The 17,780-nt window shown below is 60.3% G+C and carries 15 protein-coding genes and 1 tRNA gene; 12 read left to right on the plus strand and 4 right to left on the minus strand.

The window, feature by feature from the left end; all coding sequences use genetic code 11:
• The first annotated feature begins 1 nt into the window (after position 1).
• From LH464_RS04475 to LH464_RS04495, 5 genes are all read left to right on the plus strand, one after another.
• A complete protein-coding gene (locus LH464_RS04475) occupies positions 2 to 1,165 on the plus strand; it encodes a phage late control D family protein (protein ID WP_226785171.1) in 1,164 nt (387 codons plus the stop codon).
• 5 nt (positions 1,166 to 1,170) lie between these two features.
• Positions 1,171 to 2,376: an N-acetylmuramidase domain-containing protein gene (locus LH464_RS04480; RefSeq protein WP_226785172.1), complete on the plus strand. Its 1,206-nt coding sequence runs from the start codon at positions 1,171 to 1,173 to the stop codon at positions 2,374 to 2,376.
• Entirely contained in the window at positions 2,376 to 2,720 is a 345-nt protein-coding gene (locus LH464_RS04485) for a hypothetical protein (RefSeq protein WP_226785173.1), read from the plus strand. The genes LH464_RS04480 and LH464_RS04485 overlap by 1 nt, the downstream gene beginning before the upstream one ends.
• 194 nt (positions 2,721 to 2,914) lie before the next feature.
• Complete coding sequence (locus LH464_RS04490) at positions 2,915 to 3,214, plus strand: hypothetical protein (protein WP_226785174.1); 300 nt, start codon at positions 2,915 to 2,917, stop codon at positions 3,212 to 3,214.
• Between the two features lie 201 nt (positions 3,215 to 3,415).
• The gene (locus LH464_RS04495; protein ID WP_226785175.1) at positions 3,416 to 3,970 is read left to right on the plus strand and encodes a hypothetical protein; all 555 of its coding nucleotides are present in this window, start codon (positions 3,416 to 3,418) and stop codon (positions 3,968 to 3,970) included.
• A gap of 91 nt (positions 3,971 to 4,061) precedes the next feature.
• Here the strand turns inward: LH464_RS04495 and LH464_RS04500 are convergent.
• Positions 4,062 to 4,137, minus strand: a tRNA-Thr gene (locus LH464_RS04500).
• Between the two features lie 172 nt (positions 4,138 to 4,309).
• Between LH464_RS04500 and LH464_RS04505 the strand changes: the two genes are divergently transcribed.
• Positions 4,310 to 5,083: an NAD kinase gene (locus LH464_RS04505; RefSeq protein WP_226785176.1), complete on the plus strand. Its 774-nt coding sequence runs from the start codon at positions 4,310 to 4,312 to the stop codon at positions 5,081 to 5,083.
• A 63-nt stretch (positions 5,084 to 5,146) separates the two neighbouring features.
• Here the strand turns inward: LH464_RS04505 and prfB are convergent.
• The 3 genes from prfB to LH464_RS04520 form a co-directional block, all read right to left on the minus strand.
• A protein-coding gene (gene prfB, locus LH464_RS04510; RefSeq protein WP_226785177.1) for a peptide chain release factor 2 occupies positions 5,147 to 6,275 on the minus strand; the annotation gives its coding sequence in 2 pieces (ribosomal slippage) (positions 5,147 to 6,205 and positions 6,207 to 6,275; 1,128 coding nt in all).
• 103 nt (positions 6,276 to 6,378) lie between these two features.
• Positions 6,379 to 8,835: a penicillin-binding protein 1A gene (locus LH464_RS04515; protein WP_226785178.1), complete on the minus strand. Its 2,457-nt coding sequence runs from the start codon at positions 8,833 to 8,835 to the stop codon at positions 6,379 to 6,381.
• 235 nt (positions 8,836 to 9,070) lie between these two features.
• Positions 9,071 to 10,312: an N-acetylmuramoyl-L-alanine amidase gene (locus LH464_RS04520; protein WP_390624919.1), complete on the minus strand. Its 1,242-nt coding sequence runs from the start codon at positions 10,310 to 10,312 to the stop codon at positions 9,071 to 9,073.
• Between the two features lie 603 nt (positions 10,313 to 10,915).
• On the opposite strand from LH464_RS04520, the gene LH464_RS04525 reads away from it, so the two are divergent.
• From LH464_RS04525 to aat, 6 genes are all read left to right on the plus strand, one after another.
• A complete protein-coding gene (locus tag LH464_RS04525; protein ID WP_226785179.1) occupies positions 10,916 to 13,777 on the plus strand; it encodes an Rne/Rng family ribonuclease in 2,862 nt (953 codons plus the stop codon).
• Between the two features lie 212 nt (positions 13,778 to 13,989).
• Positions 13,990 to 14,748 carry a DsbA family protein gene (locus LH464_RS04530; RefSeq protein WP_226785180.1) on the plus strand — a complete coding sequence of 253 codons (759 nt, stop codon included), beginning with the start codon at positions 13,990 to 13,992 and terminating at the stop codon, positions 14,746 to 14,748.
• A gap of 120 nt (positions 14,749 to 14,868) precedes the next feature.
• A complete protein-coding gene (aroQ, locus tag LH464_RS04535) occupies positions 14,869 to 15,306 on the plus strand; it encodes a type II 3-dehydroquinate dehydratase (protein ID WP_226785354.1) in 438 nt (145 codons plus the stop codon).
• A gap of 28 nt (positions 15,307 to 15,334) precedes the next feature.
• Positions 15,335 to 15,796 carry an acetyl-CoA carboxylase biotin carboxyl carrier protein gene (gene accB, locus LH464_RS04540; protein WP_226785181.1) on the plus strand — a complete coding sequence of 154 codons (462 nt, stop codon included), beginning with the start codon at positions 15,335 to 15,337 and terminating at the stop codon, positions 15,794 to 15,796.
• Positions 15,797 to 15,804: 8 nt separating this feature from the next.
• Complete coding sequence (gene accC / locus LH464_RS04545; protein WP_226785182.1) at positions 15,805 to 17,151, plus strand: acetyl-CoA carboxylase biotin carboxylase subunit; 1,347 nt, start codon at positions 15,805 to 15,807, stop codon at positions 17,149 to 17,151.
• A 7-nt stretch (positions 17,152 to 17,158) separates the two neighbouring features.
• Positions 17,159 to 17,776 carry a leucyl/phenylalanyl-tRNA--protein transferase gene (aat, locus tag LH464_RS04550; protein ID WP_226785183.1) on the plus strand — a complete coding sequence of 206 codons (618 nt, stop codon included), beginning with the start codon at positions 17,159 to 17,161 and terminating at the stop codon, positions 17,774 to 17,776.
• The last annotated feature ends 4 nt before the right edge of the window (positions 17,777 to 17,780 follow it).

The following is a 17,780-nucleotide window of genomic DNA, read 5'->3' on the forward strand; positions in this document are numbered from 1 at the left end:
CGTGCAGCCATTCGTGCAAATCATTGGAGGCGGAAGCGACCTAACCGGCGGCTTAGGTGACCGGCTGTTGTCCGTCGAGTGCTTCGATGAAGCCGAGGACAAGTCGGACCGGGTTTCGATAGAGATTGACGACCGTGCCGGGTTCGCGGATGGCGGAATCATTGATTTTCCAGTTATCGGCCTAACCGTTGAAATCATCATGGGATACCGGGATGGCCAGTCGGCAAGCCGCGGGACCTACTTGATTGATGACCTCACGGTATCTTCGCCGCCTCGGAAGCTCATGGTCACCGGTCGTTCCGCCGCGATGGCGAAGAGCTATCGGACGCCGCGAACAGAAAGCTATCACCAAAAGACGCTTGGCGAGCTTATGGAGGCCATCGCCTCCCGCAATGGATACGAACCGGCCGTGGATCCGGAGCTATCCGGGATCGTCATCAGGCACACGGATCAACATAACGAAAGTGACATGGCCTTTGCGACCCGCATCGCGGAGATGCATGACGGCGTCGCCAAGCCAGTGGCCGGGAAGCTGGCGGTGGCAAAACGCGGGACCGGCAAGAACATCGCCGGGGAAGAATTGCCCGTCATCACCATCCGGGAGACGGATTGCGATTCTTGGGATTTCAAATATTCCGCCCGTGAAGAGGCCGGGGAAGCCGGAGGCATGGAAGGCGCGGAAAGCGGGTCCAGCGGTGGCGGCGTCCGTGCGAAGTGGACGGATATCCGGACCGGCGAAACGAAGTTGGTGACCGCCGGGGAAGCACCCTTCCACGACCTCCGCTTTAGCTACCACAACGAAGCCGAGGCCGTGGCGGCGGTGAGCCAGAAGCGGAACACGGCGGCACGCGGCAAGGCTTCGTTTTCCTGCACCATCGGCGGCCGCGTCGACGTCCAGGCGGAGGCAAAATTAATCCTCGCAAGCTTTCGGCCATACATCCCCTTGGAATGGCGGATCAAGTCTTGTTCGCATCGCATTGAGGGCGTCGGCTACACCACGGACATTTCCGCCGAGTTGTTCGAAGAGAAACAGGACGATATTCCCGGAAAAGTTAAAGACACGAAGCCATCCGACGACGATAAGATTGATAAAGACGCTCCGGCCGAATCCGTGAAGCCTCGCAATACATCCGACTCCTTCGTCATAGACCTCCCAAAGGAATAGAGATTGTGACTGACATCATCGAACTACTTCAGCAAGGCGGCATCCCACGGCGTAGCGCGGACGGCCTCAAGGCCGTGGCAGAGCGGTTGAACTGCGAAGTTGCGGTGGTTCACGCCATCGTTGACGTTGAATCAAACGGCTCCGGTATCGATGCGAAGGGCCGCGTCAAAGTCCTCTTCGAAAAGCACCGGTTCTATAAGAACCTCCCGGCTTCGAAACGTGCTGCCGCCGTGAAAGCCGGTCTAGGCCGCAAAGTCTGGATTTCGCCGAAGAATGGCGGATACAAGGATCAGCCAAGCAACGAAGCCGCCTTGGCGATGCTTATCAAGGCCGTGGAGTGGTGCCGGGCAAACGGGACCGATGAAGCCGCCGCCCTCAAGTCGGCGAGCTACGGAACCGGGCAAGTCCTCGGCGAGAACTTCGCGCTTTGTGGATGGGCTTCCGTGCAAGCCTTCGTTGCGGATATGTGCCAGCACGAAAACAAGCACGTCGATGCGATGATCGGCTTCCTTGTTGGGAGTGGCCTGGCGGACGAAATGCGCGCCCGCGACTTCGACGCCGTGGCGCGCGTCTACAACGGAAGCGGCCAGGTGGAGACCTACGGCGGCAAGATGCGGAAGGCATACGCCGCTTTCACCGGAAAAGAGGCCACGATTGAAAGCACGGTTCGGGCCGCCGGTCTCCGCATCGGCTCCGAGGGCTATCGGGTCGAAGCTCTACAGAAGCGGCTTGATGAACTCGGCTTCCCGGTCCGCGTTGACGGTGATTTCGGCGAGAATACCCGGAAGGCCGTGGTTGCATTCCAGGCGGTCCACGGTTTGGAAGTGGACGGCGTCGTCGGTGCCCTCACTCAACTGGCCTTAGACGTTGCCAAAACGTCAATTCCGGAGGCGCGGGCGACCGCCACAATCGCCGATTTGCGGGATCAAGGGTCATCCACCATTAAGGAAGCGGACAAGACGCAAGCCGTTTCCGTGGTGACGGGTGCGGTTGCCGTGGCTGGCGCCGCGAATGAGGCCGGGGTGTTCGATAAGATCAAGCAAGCATCGGATGCAGCCGCCGCGATGGCGGAGCCGCTTGGCGTGCTGGTCTCGCTCGTTTCCGAAAACTGGTGGCTCCTCGCCGGTGGCGCCGGGGTCGCCCTCTACTTCTTCGCGAAGCGAATCAAGGAAACTCGCCTTGCGGGTCATCAGGCCGGGCGGATTGTCTGATGCTGGCGGCCCTAGCGTTCTTCACGAAGGGAGTCGGCCGCTACATCACGGCGGCCGTTCTCGGCTTCGCGTTGTGCGCCGGGGTCTACGTTGCCGGTTACCGGGCATCCACAAAGGCGCACGAAGTTGACCGGATAAAGATGGAGCGTGCCGCCGCGTTGCGTGACCTCCGGGCCGCCGAGGACGCGGCCACCAATGCGGAACGGCTGATGTCCGAAGCGAATAGACGGTCGGTCGAAGCAAGGAAGAAGGCGGAAGACTATGCGGCATCTCTCCCGGCAAGTGGCGGTTGCGCTCTTACTGGCGACGACCTCAACAGGTTGCGCAACATCAGGCAGCGTTGAGGGCGTTAGCCTCCCCGCCTGGCCCTCCCGGTTCGCGCCGGTGAAGACGACGACTCCACAATCCGGCAATGACGCGAAGGCAGCGTTGGGCGTATGTATGGTCGAGGCCGATGACGCCAACGAAGTAATTTCGGCGTCGCGGTCATGGTATCAGCAAATCCGCCAGACCTACGCGCCGAACCGATGATGGACTAATGCCGGACACCGCCATTCTAGAAGCCGGGAGAGCAATAATAAACGTCGACCCAGTGCTCGGCGGTTTTCTTGTTCTGGTGTTGGCGGCGCTGGCGTGGGTGGTGAAGACGTGGCGGGCCGATGTGGCGAGCTTGAACGCTCGCATCATCGAAGAGATTGCGAAGCGCGAAGCGCTGGTGAATGCGCAAATCGCGGAACTTCGGACATCCGGGAAGATTGTGGACTCCGTGGATGATATGCGACGGGAGTTTACGCAAGCGATGATTCAGTTTGCTCAAAACATGAGGCCGAGCGCATGAGTGTCCTTCATCGCATCCTCGGAATTCCAGCACCGGCGAAATCGTCAACCGTGGACCCCGATAGCCTTCGGGCTTCCGAAGCGCTGTTGCAGCGGGAGCGGCAAGAACTGCGCCAGAAAATTCAAAGGGTCCAGTCGGGAACCCGCCAAAGCGCGCGGGTTATGAACTCCATGGCGGGAGCCATGCTAATGGTCCGAGGGCATGAAAGTGGATAAATTGCTTACCAACAGGCTTTTGCTCGTCTCTATCGCGGCCGTGGCGGCGTATTGGCTGACGGGGGCAATTGTCCCCGGTCCAGTCATGACCACCATCGTCGGCTTCATGTTGCTTGCCTTCGGCGGCCTCACATTCGCCTACTACGCGCGTCCCGCTTACGGGGTTGTTGTCTTAGGTCATCGCAGCAACTTCGAAGCCGATGGCGCCAGGTGGTCCCACCTCGGCGTTTACGGCGCCTGGCTGATGTCCGCCGGTGCGGTGTGGTCTGGAATCTTCCGGCTGGTGTGGGTCTACCACGGGACCCCGGACGCGTGGACCGGAACCGTCTATTCCGCGTTCGGATCCGCCATCATGGCGGTCGGCTTCTTGCTGATGTACTTCGCGCCGCAATCCACAGAAAAAGGCTTGCGGATGTCCGGCACGCTGTGGGTGGCTGGCGCTATCCTCCTCGGCATCTGCGCCGGGTTCCTTTTTGGAACTCAACTAAAGCCGATTCCGGACACGCCGTTGCTATCGAAAATTAGCCGTGGGGCGAAGTGACCCCGCTACCAGGGCGCCGCGCTGCTACCAGTGTGCTACCACGCATAAAAAAACCCGCCGGACAAAGGCGGGTTTTTTCGTTGAATTTCAATGGTGCCCCCGACAAGGTTCGAACTCGTGACCCCCTGATTACAAATCAGGTGCTCTACCAACTGAGCTACAAGGGCATCCATTAGCCGTCGAGTTAGCAGATTCTGATTTTCTGTAAAGTAAAAAACACCGGTTCGGCACCATCAACATCATCATTCATAATTCGAAGTCGTACGATTTGCGGGTGCATCGGCCTTGTCGTGCATGGATTTTCTCCGCTAGGTATGGCCGTCATTACGAGGGCTATTCATGGCTACGCCGAAAAAAAGCCTTTCCTTCAGCGCTTCCTCCGCACCGGAGGCCATGGCTGCCCGGGAAGAACTGATTCGCATCTACGGCAACGCGCCCATGGACGAGGCCGACGTGATCGTTGCGCTCGGCGGCGACGGCTTCATGCTTCATACGCTGCACGGCACCATCAACTCAGGCCAGGCCATCTACGGGATGAACCGCGGGTCTGTCGGCTTTCTGATGAACGATTATCAGACGACCGGACTGCATGAGCGTATCGATGCTGCCGTGGAGAACGTCCTTCGTCCCCTGCAGATGAAGACCACGAACACAGATGGCACAAGCTCCACCGCGCTTGCCATCAATGAGGTCTACCTGTTCAGGCAGTCCTACCAGGCCGCCAAGCTGAAGGTCGAGATCGACGGCAAGGTGCGCCTGGAAGAGCTCATCTGCGACGGCTTGATGATCGCCACCCCAGCCGGATCGACGGCCTATAATCTCTCCGCCCACGGCCCTATCCTGCCACTCGAGGCCCCGCTTCTGGCCATGACGCCGGTCAGCGCTTTCCGTCCGCGGCGTTGGCGCGGCGCACTGCTGCCGAACGGCGTGCGCGTCGACATCGACATCCTGGAGGCCGACAAGCGCCCGGTGAATGCGGTTGCCGACAACATGGAGGTCAAGTCGGTGCTTCATATCCAGATCGAGCAGTCGGAGGACATGACCGCGCGGATCCTGTCGGATCCCGATCATTCCTGGTCGGACCGTATCCTTGCCGAGCAATTCAACAACTAGGCACAACAAGAAAAAGGGCAGCTCGCGGGCCGCCCTTTTTCTCTATCTGTGATCGTGCCGTGATCAGTCCAGGTCGGCGACAGCCGCATCCGAGCCGCTGATGCGGTGTGCCAGCGCTGCTTCCATGAACTCGTTGAGATCACCGTTCAGCACGTCGTCGGGAGCGGTGCTTTCCACACCCGTGCGCAGGTCCTTCACCAACTGATAGGGCTGCAGCACGTAGGAACGGATCTGGTGGCCCCAGCCGATATCGGTCTTGGACGCCGCCTCGGCATTGGCGGCCTCTTCACGCTTCTTGAGCTCCGCTTCGTACAAGCGCGAACGCAGCATCTCCCACGCCTTGGCGCGGTTCTTGTGCTGCGAACGCTCCTGCTGGCAGGCTACGGCGATACCGGTGGGAATATGCGTGATACGCACGGCCGAGTCGGTCGTGTTGACGTGCTGTCCGCCGGCGCCCGACGAGCGGTAGGTGTCGATACGGCAGTCGCTTTCGTTGACGTCGATCTGAATCGAGTCGTCGACCACCGGATAGACCCAGATCGATGAGAACGAGGTGTGACGACGCGCATTCGAATCGTAAGGCGAGATGCGGACGAGCCGGTGAACGCCGGATTCAGTCTTCATCCAGCCATAGGCATTGTGGCCCTTGACGAGAATGGTCGCCGACTTGATGCCGGCTTCGTCGCCATCGTGGACTTCGAGAATTTCGACCTTGTAGCCCTGGCGCTCGGCCCAGCGCGTGTACATGCGCAACAGCATGTTCGCCCAGTCCTGGCTCTCCGTGCCGCCTGCGCCGGAATGCACCTCGACATAGGTGTCGTTGGCGTCCGCTTCCCCGGAGAGCATCGCCTCGACCTGTCGGCGGTTGGCCTCGGTCTTCAGCACTTTCAGTGCCTCTTCGGCATCCTTGACGATGTCGGCGTCGCCCTCTTCCTCGCCCATTTCGATCAACTCGATATTGTCGTTGACCTGCTGTTCGAAGGATTTGACCGCCGAGATGCTGTCATCGAGCTGCTGACGCTCGCGCATCAGCTTCTGGGCTTCGGTCGCATCGTTCCAGAGGTTCGGATCCTCTGCCTTGTTGTTCAACCAGTCCAGTCGTCTTACCGCCTGATCCCAGTCAAAGATGCCTCCTCAGCAGGCTTATGGCCTGCTTGATTTCGTCGACTACACTGATGATTTCAGCCCGCATGGCTACGTTCTTGCTTTCGTTCTGAATTGGAAGACGGGGTGGACATAGTTGTGCCGGCCGCGGATGTAAAGGCCGCGCCGGCGCAAGGTGGCAAGACCGAAACCTAGAAAAGGCCGGAGGCGCCGGAGGTGATCGCCTGCTGAGCCTGCGGCGACGTTTCGAGAATCTGGTCCGGCGGCAGATACTCGGTATCGCCGATAACGGAGAAGACGTCGGCCGGGCCGGTTCCGGGCTTGAAGGCCTCCACGATCGTGTCCGGCTCACCTTCGAAAGCCATCATGCCCGTCGTGCGATTGACCGGGATGAACTGCATGCCTTCCGGAACATGGAATTTCTCGGGAAGCATCCGCTTGACAGCCGGTTCCATGAAGTCGGCAAAGACCGGAGCCGCAAGCGAGCTACCAGTTCCACCGCGACCGAGCGGCGCCGGAGTGTCGAAACCGATGTAGACGCCGGCAACGAGGTTCGGCGTGTAGCCGACGAACCAGGCATCCTTTTCGTCGTTGGTGGTGCCGGTCTTGCCGGCGACCGGGCGATCGTCGATCTTGATCTTGCCGGCAGCGGTGCCACGACGGACCACGCCCTCCATCATGGATGTGATCTGGTAGGACGTCATCGGGTCGAGGACCTGCTCGCGATTGTCGACGAGAATAGGCTCTTCCTGGTTTGCCCAGCTGGTCGCGTTGCAGCCGTCACAGGTGCGTTCCTCGTGGCGGAAAATGGTCTTCCCGTAGCGGTCCTGAATGCGGTCGATCACCGTCGGCTTGATCTGCTTGCCGCCGTTGGCGAGCACGGCGTAAGCGGAAACCATGCGCAAGACGGTCGTCTCGCCCGAACCGAGCGACATGGCGAGAACCGGCAGCATCTTGTCGTAAATGCCGAACCGTTCCGCATATTCCGCGACGAGTTCCATGCTCATGTCCTGCGCAAGCCGGACAGTCATCTGGTTACGCGATTTCTCGATGCCGAGGCGGAGCGTCTGCGGACCGGCCGAACCGCCGCCGTAGTTTTCCGGACGCCATACCTGTCCGCCGGAGACCATCTCGATAGGCGCATCGAGGATAACCGACGCGGGCGTATAGCCGTTGTCGAGTGCGGCGGCGTAAACGAAGGGCTTGAAGGAGGAGCCCGGCTGGCGCATCGCCTGCGTGGCACGATTGAATTCCGACTGGGCATAGGAGAAGCCGCCAACCATGGCGAGAACACGCCCGGTATTCGGATCCATGGCGACGAGGCCACCCTGCACCTTCGGCGGCTGACGCAGACGGTAGCTTCCCTCGGCACCGGCAATGGGCTGGACGAAGATCACGTCGCCGGACGCCAGAACGCCTTCCGGCGACTTTGCCGTCTTCCGTTCGCCCTTCGCGTCACGATAGGCCCACTTCATGTTTTCGGCGGTGATCGTGCCTCGCTCGCGAGCCTCGGCGACCTTGCCGGCCGCATCCGTGGATGGCTGCAGGCCAATATCGACTTCGCCGGAAGAAACCGCCGTCACGACGGCGAGTTTCCACTCGGGCACATCCCGCAATGCAGGCAGCTTCGCCAGTTCAGGACCCCAGTCGCCGCCAATACCGATCTGCTTCACCGGGCCATGGAAGCCGCGACGTTCATCATAATCCACGAGCCCTTTGTGAAGAGCCTTGCGCGCCAATATCTGCAGGTCCGGATCAAGAGAAGTCCGCACCGACAAGCCGCCCTCGTAGAGAGCGTCGTCGCTATACTGTCCAATGATCTGTCGACGGACTTCCTCCGCGAAGAAATCCGAGGCGAACAGATGGGTTCCGCCACGGCGCGGCTTCACGCCCAGCGGCTGCTGCTTGGCTTCGTCCGCATCGACCTGCGCGATGTAGCCGTTTTCCGCCATCCGATCGATGACCCAGTTCCGGCGCTCGACCGCTGCCGCTTCCCGGCGGTAGGGGTGATAGTTGTTCGGCCCCTTCGGCAAGGCGGCAAGGTAGGCGGTCTCGGCAATCGTCAGTTCGGTGACGGACTTGTCGAAATAGGTCAGCGCCGCGCCAGCGATACCGTAGGAGTTGAGACCGAAGAAAATCTCGTTGAGATAAAGTTCGAGGATCTTGTCCTTCGAGTAGGTCTGCTCGATACGGAACGACAGGATCGCTTCCTTGACCTTGCGGTCGATCGTCTGGTCGTTGCTGAGCAGGAAGTTCTTGGCGACCTGCTGCGTGATGGTGGACGCACCTTCCGGCCGACGGCCGGAGCCGAGGTTCTGGAAATTGTTCAGGACGGCGCGGGCCAGACCGGCAGGGTCGATGCCAGGATGGTTGTAGAAATTCTTGTCTTCCGCAGAAAGGAAAGCGGCCTTGACGCGATCGGGAACCGCCTGGATCGGCAAGAACAGGCGCCGCTCGCGCGCGTACTCCGCCATCAACGCGCCATTGCCCGCATGTACGCGCGTTGCGACCGGCGGCTCATAGGCGCTCAACACCTCGTAATCCGGCAGATCCCTGGAGACGCCCGCGAGATAAACCGCGACGACGACGGCTACGGCCAGAAAGAGGACGCACCCCAAACCAAAGAAATACCCAATAAGTCTGATCATATCGAAGCTACCGTTCGGCTTTCATTCGGTGCTGGCGCACACCATCGCATGATTGTCGGGCTTTTGCACGGCGGCTACCGTAGCGCAAGCCGGCAAAGATCCAGAGGCCGATTCACCGCATCACATCAATGCGACTAACTGCTTGAATGTGAGGAAAATAGGGCTCTGCGATGAGACTTCCCGAAGCGGGGCACAGGAATGCGCAGCGTGTTGCAAGCGCGCCACCAATGGCACATCACCCGCCGTTGGCTACGGCGCGATCCTTGTAACGGCTGACCGCGTCCACGAGAAGACCGTTGACCTTTGCCCGCCAGGTCTCGTCGAGAAGAAGCTTTTCGTCCTCGGGATTGGAAAGAAAGCCCAGTTCCAGAAGGACGGACGGAATATCCGGCGCTTTCAGGACCTGGAACCCGGCATGGCGATGGGCATTGTTGATCAGCCCGACCTGCCCTTCGAAGGAGTTGAGCACGTTCCCGGCAAGCGCGATCGAAAATGCCTGAGTTTCTCGACGTGTCAGGTCGAGCAGGATGTCGGCCACTTCCGGCGGCTCGTCCTTGAGGCTGAAGCCTGCCAACTGGTCGGACAGGTTTTCACGAGCGGCGAGATTCTCCGCCATCCGGTCGGAGGCGCGATCGGACAACGTATAGACGGTAGCTCCGCGAATGTCCTTCTGGCTCAGCGTATCGGCGTGCAGCGAGATGAACAGGTCGGCCTTCGCCTGACGGGCCAGCGTCACCCGTTCCGACAGCGAGAGGAACTTGTCGGTGTCGCGGGTCAGAATGGCTCTGGTGCCCGGCTGCTTGTTCAGTTGCTCTGCCAGTGCCCGAGCGAACGACAGCGTGATGGATTTTTCGGGTGTTTTCGTCGCGGTACCAATCGCACCGGTGTCGATGCCGCCATGACCGGCATCGAGGGCCACGGTGAAGACGTTTTCGTCCGCCGCAACAACAGGCTCGTCCGTCGCATTCTCCTGCTCGTCGCCCCACCGTTGCTCACGCACCAGATTGGCAAAGAGCTCCGGTGTCGCCATCTCGGCATCGAGCACAAGGCGGAATTCGCCATTCTCGCCCTCCTGCACTTCAGCTAGGCCCAGTCGGACCGGTCGCTTGGCGGTGAGGACGATCCGCGCACTGGTGTCGTCCATGGCTCCGAAACGGATATCGCTGAAGAGGCCCCGCGCTTTCAGATCCTCCGCTGCAAATCCAAAGGCCGTGGCAGGCAGATCGATCACAACCCGCTCCGGCGCCGTCACATAGTGAATTGCAAATTCGGGCTTGTCCTCGAAATCGATCACGATCCGGGTCCTGGCCTCATCGCCGGCAATCCGGGCCGCGAACGCGAGGAGAGGCTTATCGGGAGCGGCATGAACGGAGGCAGGAACCAGCAAAGCTGAAACGGTCAGCGAACAGAGTGCCGCCCGCATGATTCGTTTGCACAACCGCCTCCCCCGCGCCGCATGCGCGATCGCCTTCTTCATGCTGCCATCTTCCCCAACTTCCGCCCGAGGCGCCTGCCACGTCCCGCCAAATGCTTGCATCCGGCCCGATTTTGCGCATCGGCGCTTTACGAATCAACGACTTCCAATAGCCTCTCAATCTTATCTACAATATGGCGACACAGGCTTTTCCCTTGCTATTATGTCACAGAAACCATACAAGGCGCATGAGGACTAGAGTGTTGACGGGATAGTCTTCCGGTGGGCCGGCCAGCCTTAGGGACCTGGCGCCAAAACCGGGCAGTTCATCCGCCGTCTGTACACTCTACTCCTGATACTCGATCTCAGCCGGCAGGGCCGGACCAATACCGGGTGGCTTGCCACCCACGCTCACACGGAGCAACTCCACCGGGCCCACGAGGCCTAAGACATCGTCATTCTCGTTTGGACTTTCATGTCGCGGCAAGTGTTTCAGAACCTGGATACCCTGAAGGAGCTAAATGCCCCGTCAGCCGTCCGGTCGTCGCCGCAATGCCGTCCCACGGGAATATTTTTTTCCGGCGCAATCACCATCTTGCATGAACGGCCTGTCCCCGCGGCAGGCTTTTTTGCACCTGCTCGGCTGCGCCGAGGAGCAGAGTTTACATGGCAGACAAAATGCTTATCGACGCGTCTCACGAAGAGGAGACGCGGGTAGTCGTTGTTCGCGGCAACCGTATCGAAGAATTCGATTTCGAGTCCCAACACAAGAAGCAGATCCGGGGCAACATTTACCTGGCCAAGGTAACGAGGGTAGAGCCCTCGCTTCAGGCTGCGTTTGTCGATTACGGTGGTAACCGTCACGGCTTCCTCGCCTTTGCGGAAATCCATCCCGACTACTATCAGATCCCGCTCGCCGACCGGCAGGCGCTGATGCAGGCCGAGGCCGAAGATCAGAAGATGATCGCCGACGCCGAAGCGGCCGATTCGGTTGCCGATCTCGCTGAAGCGGAACAGCCCGTCATCAACGACCAGCCTGCCCCGGTGTCCGCGGAGACAGCAACCACTGAGGCTGATGCAGAAGCGAGCCCGGTGGCGGTTGAAGCCGTCGAGGCAGAAAAGCCGAAGGCAAAGCCCCGCCGCAGCCGTGCGCGCAAGAAGGTGGAAGAGGTGGAAGCCTCTGTCTCCGACGCAGCGGAAGGCGAAGACGACAAGAGCACGCCTGGCGAAATGGCCGCCATGGTGGAGACCGATTCGATTTCGGAAGACGTCCGCGGCCGTCGTGGCAAGAACGACGACGACGATGATGACGACGATGACAACCACGAGAAGGAAGAGATCGAATCCGTTGGCGCCGAAGACGCCATGGAGGAGGTTCCGGATCGCGTCCAGCGCAGGCCGCGCAAGCAGTACCGTATCCAGGAAGTCATCAAGCGCCGGCAGATCCTCCTCGTACAGGTTGCCAAGGAAGAACGCGGCAACAAGGGTGCCGCTCTCACCACGTATCTCTCGCTCGCCGGGCGCTACTCCGTGCTCATGCCGAACACGGCACGTGGCGGTGGCATCTCGCGCAAGATCACGCAGCTGCAGGACCGCAAGCGCCTGAAGGAAATCGCCAAGGAACTCGAAGTGCCGCAGGGCATGGGCGTGATCCTTCGCACAGCCGGTGCCAACCGCACCCGCGTCGAAGTCAAGCGTGACTTCGAATACCTGATGCGCCTTTGGGAAAACGTTCGCACGCTGACCCTCAACTCTACTGCGCCCTGCCTCGTCTACGAGGAAGGCAGCCTCATCAAGCGCTCGATCCGCGACCTCTACAACAAGGATATCTCGGAGATCATCGTCTCCGGTGAAGAAGGCTATCGTGAAGCAAAAGACTTCATGAAGATGCTGATGCCGAGCCACGCCAAGGTGGTTCAGCCGTATCGCGACCTTCATCCGATCTTTTCGCGCTCCGGTATCGAGGCGCAGCTCGACCGCATGCTGCAGCCGCAGGTGACGCTGAAGTCCGGTGGCTACCTGATCATGAACCAGACGGAAGCTCTGGTGGCGATCGACGTCAACTCCGGCCGCTCGACGCGCGAGCACTCGATCGAAGAGACCGCACTTCAGACGAACCTGGAAGCCGCTGAGGAAGTGGCGCGTCAGTTGCGTCTGCGAGACCTTGCCGGCCTTATCGTCATCGACTTCATCGACATGGAAGAAAAGCGCAACAACCGCGCTGTCGAGAAGAGGCTCAAGGATTGCCTGAAGAACGACCGCGCCCGCATTCAGGTCGGCCGCATCTCGCATTTCGGCCTGCTCGAAATGTCGCGCCAGCGCATTCGTGCATCCGTTCTCGAGTCGACCACGCAGATCTGCACCCATTGCGGCGGCACGGGCCACGTCCGCTCGCAATCGTCGGTCGCGCTGCACGTTCTCCGCGGTGTCGAAGAATACCTTCTGAAGAACACGACGCATGACGTCACCATCCGCACCACTCCGGATATTGCGCTCTATCTTCTGAACCAGAAGCGCCACACTGTGGTGGATTACGAAAATCGCTTCGGCGTTTCGATCTTCATCGAATCGGATGACGGCATCGGTTCCAGCCACTTCGCGATCGATCGTGGCGAGCCTGTCGAAAATCCGATCAAGATCGAAAGCCTGATGCAGTTCGCGGCACTTCCGATCGAAGACGAGGATGACGACATCATCATCGAAGAGGACGAACTCGACGAAGAGGACGTCGTCGAGGCCAAGCCTTCGCAGCCGGCAAATGCAGCTGCACAGGGCGACGAACAAGGCGGACGCAAGCGCAAGCGCCGCCGCCGCCGCCGCAACAAGAACGGCGATCGGCAGGAAGGTACGGACGCCGCGTCCGGCGACGATGCCGGTGCAGCCGAAGGTGACGAAGACGAGGATGAAGACGACACGGATGCTGAAGGCCGCGAAGCCTCTGTATCCGCTTCCGAGACGGATGAAAGCGGAAGCCGCAAGCGCCGCCGTCGTGGCAAGCGCGGTGGTCGTCGCAACCGGCCGGAAGACGAGGCCCTGAACGGTACTGCCGAAGGCGAGACCCAGGCAACCGAGGGTTCGCAAGAGGACGGTGAAGCGGCCGTCTCCGCGGCGGAAGAGCCTGCCGTTGAACTGCCGGTGGAAGCCGCAGCGACCGAAGCCGTACAGAGCGACGAGCCCGTGGCCGCAGCTCCGCCGGCTGCCAAGCCGCGCAGAAGCAGGAAGAAGGCCGCCGTCGTTGCCGATCCATCGGTCGAAGCCATTCCGGCGGACGTTGTCGCAATTGCGGAGACTGTCTCCGAAGAAGCGGTCGCGCTGAAGGTTGACGTGGCCTTGGTTGAACAGCCCGTCGTAGCGGAGCCCGTACCAGCCGAGGATGAGGCGAAGCCTGCCCGCGCCAACCGGGCCTCGAACATCAGCGCCTCCGATCCAGTCGTGAAGAGCTCGGATCGCCCGCAGGAAGAACCCACCGACGGTGAACCGCCAAAGCCGAAGAAGGCCGGTTGGTGGCAGCGTCGCGGATTCTTCTGATCTGAACGAAATTGACAGGAAATGGCCGCGCAACCCGCGGCCATTTTCTTGTCTGAACCTATGTCTTCCGTGCCTGCTACAGCAACGCAGATGTGAAGTCCGGACGGAGCCAGACTGCAAGTTTGAAGTTCCTATCGTCGTGCCACTGGCATAGGTTCGCCGTAAACAGACGCTAGACGCGTTGTATAAGCACTGATCAACGAGGTTTCCTCATGCCTGCCCGTTCCAAAACCCTTGCCCTAGCATCCATGCTGATCCCGGCTCTCTGGCTGACGCCGGCGGCGGCGCTCGATGATCAGCAGAAAAAAGAGATGGGCGAATTCATCCGCGAGTACCTGGTCGAGAACCCGGAAGTCATGGTCGAAGTCCAGGCCGCGCTCGAAGCGAAACAGCAGTCGCAGCGAGTTGCTCAGGCGAGCCAGGCCGTCACCGCGAACCACGACGCCATCTTCTCTTCGAAAAATGACGTCACGCTTGGAAATCCGGACGGCGACGTGACGATCGTCGAGTTCTTCGACTACAATTGCGGCTATTGCAAACGCGCCCTGGCAGACATGGAGACGATCGTCGAGAAGGACTCCAACGTGCGCTTCGTGCTGAAGGAATTCCCCATTCTCGGGCAGGATTCGCTTGATGCCCACCGGGTTTCCAATGCGGTCCGGCTGGTTGCGCCCGAGAAGTACAAGGAGTTCCACCGCACCCTGCTCTCCAGCACCGGCATGGCGACAGAGGAGAGCGCGATAGACGTCGCCACATCGCTTGGTATCAGCGAGGCGGACATCAAAAAATCCATGGAAGCCAACCCGAACGACAAGCTCGTTCGCGAAGCATATGAGCTGGCAACCAACCTCGGCATAACCGGAACCCCCACCTATGTCGTTGGCAATGAGGCGCTGTTCGGCGCCGTCGGGCAGGCTGCCATCGAAGAGAAGGTGGCAAACGTCCGCGCCTGCGGCAAAGGCACCTGCTGATCCGTTCGTTCTTCTGTCACTCCGACCGGGGAAAGCCCAGCGTTTCAACGGCCGGGGGCTTTTCCTCGCTAGTCGGGAGGTCTATAGGTGGCCCTGACTTTTGATGGAACATTGGAAAAGATGAGCAAGACGGTCTTCGTCCTTAACGGTCCCAATCTCAACATGCTGGGCAAGCGCGAGCCCGGTATCTACGGTGGCAATACGCTGCAGGACATCGAAAGCGATTGCCGAAAGGCCGGGGACGACTATGGGCTGACCATAGATTTCCGCCAAAGCAATCATGAAGGCGTGCTTGTCGACTGGCTGCACGAGGCGAGCGAAAAGGCAGTTGGCGTGGCGATAAACGCCGGCGCCTACACCCACACCTCCGTGGCACTTCATGATGCGATCCGCGCCATCTCTGTTCCTGTCATCGAAGTCCATATTTCGAATGTGCATGCCCGGGAAGAATTCCGGCATCATTCGAAGATCGCGCCTGCCTGCAAGGGCGTCATCTGCGGCTTTGGGCCAACGAGCTACATTCTGGCGCTATACGCCTTGAAAAGCATCACTGACTGACAAGATAAACAGAACAATAGGGTTTGCCATGTCTGAGAATAAGAACGGTATCGACAAGGGATTGATCCGCGATCTCGCGAACATCCTGAACGACACCGACCTCACCGAGATCGAAGTGGAGCAGGATGACCTGCGCATCCGCATTTCGCGCGCATCCACTACGCATTACGTTCAGGCCCCGATGGTCGGCGCACCGATGGCGGCTCCTGCGGCTTTGGCCGCAGCACCGGCAGCAGCCCCTGCTGCCCGCGACAACGCCAATGCGGTTACCGCACCGATGGTCGGCACGGTCTATCTTTCCCCGGCTCCGGGCTCGCGGTCGTTCATTGAAGTCGGCGCAACGGTGAAGGAAGGGCAGACCCTCCTTATCATCGAAGCGATGAAGACCATGAACCAGATCCCGGCACCCCGGTCCGGCAAGGTCACAGAGATTCTGGTCAACGACTCGCAACCCGTCGAATACGGCGAGCCGCTCGTCGTCATCGAATAGGACGACCCATGATCTCGAAAATCCTCATTGCCAATCGCGGAGAAATTGCCCTTCGCGTGCTGCGTGCCTGCAAGGAGCTTGGCATCGCCACCGTAGCCGTTCATTCGACGGCCGACGCGGACGCCATGCATGTGCGCCTTGCGGACGAAAGTGTGTGCATTGGCCCACCGCCGTCCCGCGATAGCTACCTGAACATCCACCAGATCGTCGCCGCCTGCGAGATTACCGGCGCCGACGCCGTGCATCCGGGCTACGGCTTCCTGTCGGAAAATGCCAAGTTCGCCGATATTCTCGAGGCGCACGGCATCACCTTCATCGGGCCGACCGCCGAGCATATCCGCTTGATGGGCGACAAGATCACCGCCAAGCAGACGGCTGTCGAACTCGGCATTCCGGTCGTTCCTGGTTCCGTCGGTGAAGTGACCGCGGAGAACGTCCTGGAGACCGCTCGCGAGATCGGCTTCCCGGTGCTGATCAAGGCCACCGCCGGCGGCGGCGGACGCGGCATGAAGGTCGCCAAGACCGAGGCCGACCTCGATGAAGCCTTCGACACTGCCCGCACCGAAGCGCTCGCCGCTTTCGGCAACGGCGCCGTCTACATGGAAAAGTACCTCGGCAAGCCACGCCATATCGAGGTGCAGGTCGTGGGTGACGGTGAGGGCAACGCCATTCATCTGGGCGAACGTGACTGCTCGCTGCAGCGCCGCCACCAGAAGGTCTGGGAAGAGGCCAACTCCCCTGCCCTCAATGTCGAGCAGCGTATGAACATCGGTCAGATCTGCGCCGACGCGATGAAGAAGATGAAGTACCGGGGCGCCGGCACGGTCGAGTTCCTCTACGAGAACGGCGAGTTCTATTTCATCGAAATGAACACCCGTCTGCAGGTGGAGCATCCGATCACCGAGGCCATCACGAACATCGACCTCGTCCACGAGCAGATCCGTGTCGCTTCCGGTGGCGGCCTCTCGGTCACGCAGGAAGAGATCACCTTCTCGGGTCACGCGATCGAATGCCGCATCAATGCGGAAGATGCCCGCACCTTCGTCCCCTCGCCGGGCACCATCACGCACTTCCATGCGCCTGGCGGTCTTGGCGTCCGTGTCGATTCGGGTGTCTATGCGGGTTACAAGATCCCACCCTACTACGACAGTCTGATCGGCAAGCTGATCGTGCATGGACGCACCCGCGTCGAATGCATGATGCGCCTTCGCCGTGTTCTCGACGAATTCGTCGTGGACGGTGTCAAGACAACGTTGCCGCTGTTCCAGGATCTGGTTTCCAACCAGGACATCGCGAATGGCGACTACGACATCCATTGGCTGGAAAACTATCTGGCGGGCGACAAGCCACACTAGGAGACGCATGATCGGGCGACGCGGCAGATATTACCCGGCGATTACACCGGACATTCTGCTGCGCGCCTATTCGATCGGCCTTTTTCCGATGGCGGACTCCGCCGACGATCCCGAAATCTTCTGGGTCGAGCCCGAGGTTCGCGGCATCCTGCCGCTGGACGAATTTCACGTTTCCAAGAGCCTCGCCAAGGCCATACGAAAAAGCCCCTTCAGCATCCGTTTCGATACGGCGTTCGATTCGGTTATCGAGCACTGCGCCGAAGCCACGGGCGACCGTCCCAGCACCTGGATCAACGGCACGATCCGGCATCTCTATTCCGAACTGCACAAGATGGGGCACGCCCACAGCGTCGAGGCGTTCGAGGACGAGGAGCTTGTGGGTGGACTCTATGGCGTATCGCTGGGCTCCGCCTTCTTCGGCGAGAGCATGTTCTCGCGCAGGACCGACGCCTCGAAGATCTGCCTCGTCCATCTCGTGGAGCGACTAAGGGCGGATGGTTTCACGCTTCTCGATACCCAGTTCACCACCGAGCATCTCAAGACATTCGGTGCGGTCGATATTGCGAGGGAAGACTATCTGGAGATGCTGAAGGACGCCGTCGAGGCTCCGCACCTGCAGTTCTAGCGGA

It is taken from the genome of Pseudorhizobium xiangyangii (assembly GCF_020531965.1).
Taxonomy (GTDB): Bacteria; Pseudomonadota; Alphaproteobacteria; order Rhizobiales; family Rhizobiaceae; genus Neorhizobium; species Neorhizobium xiangyangii.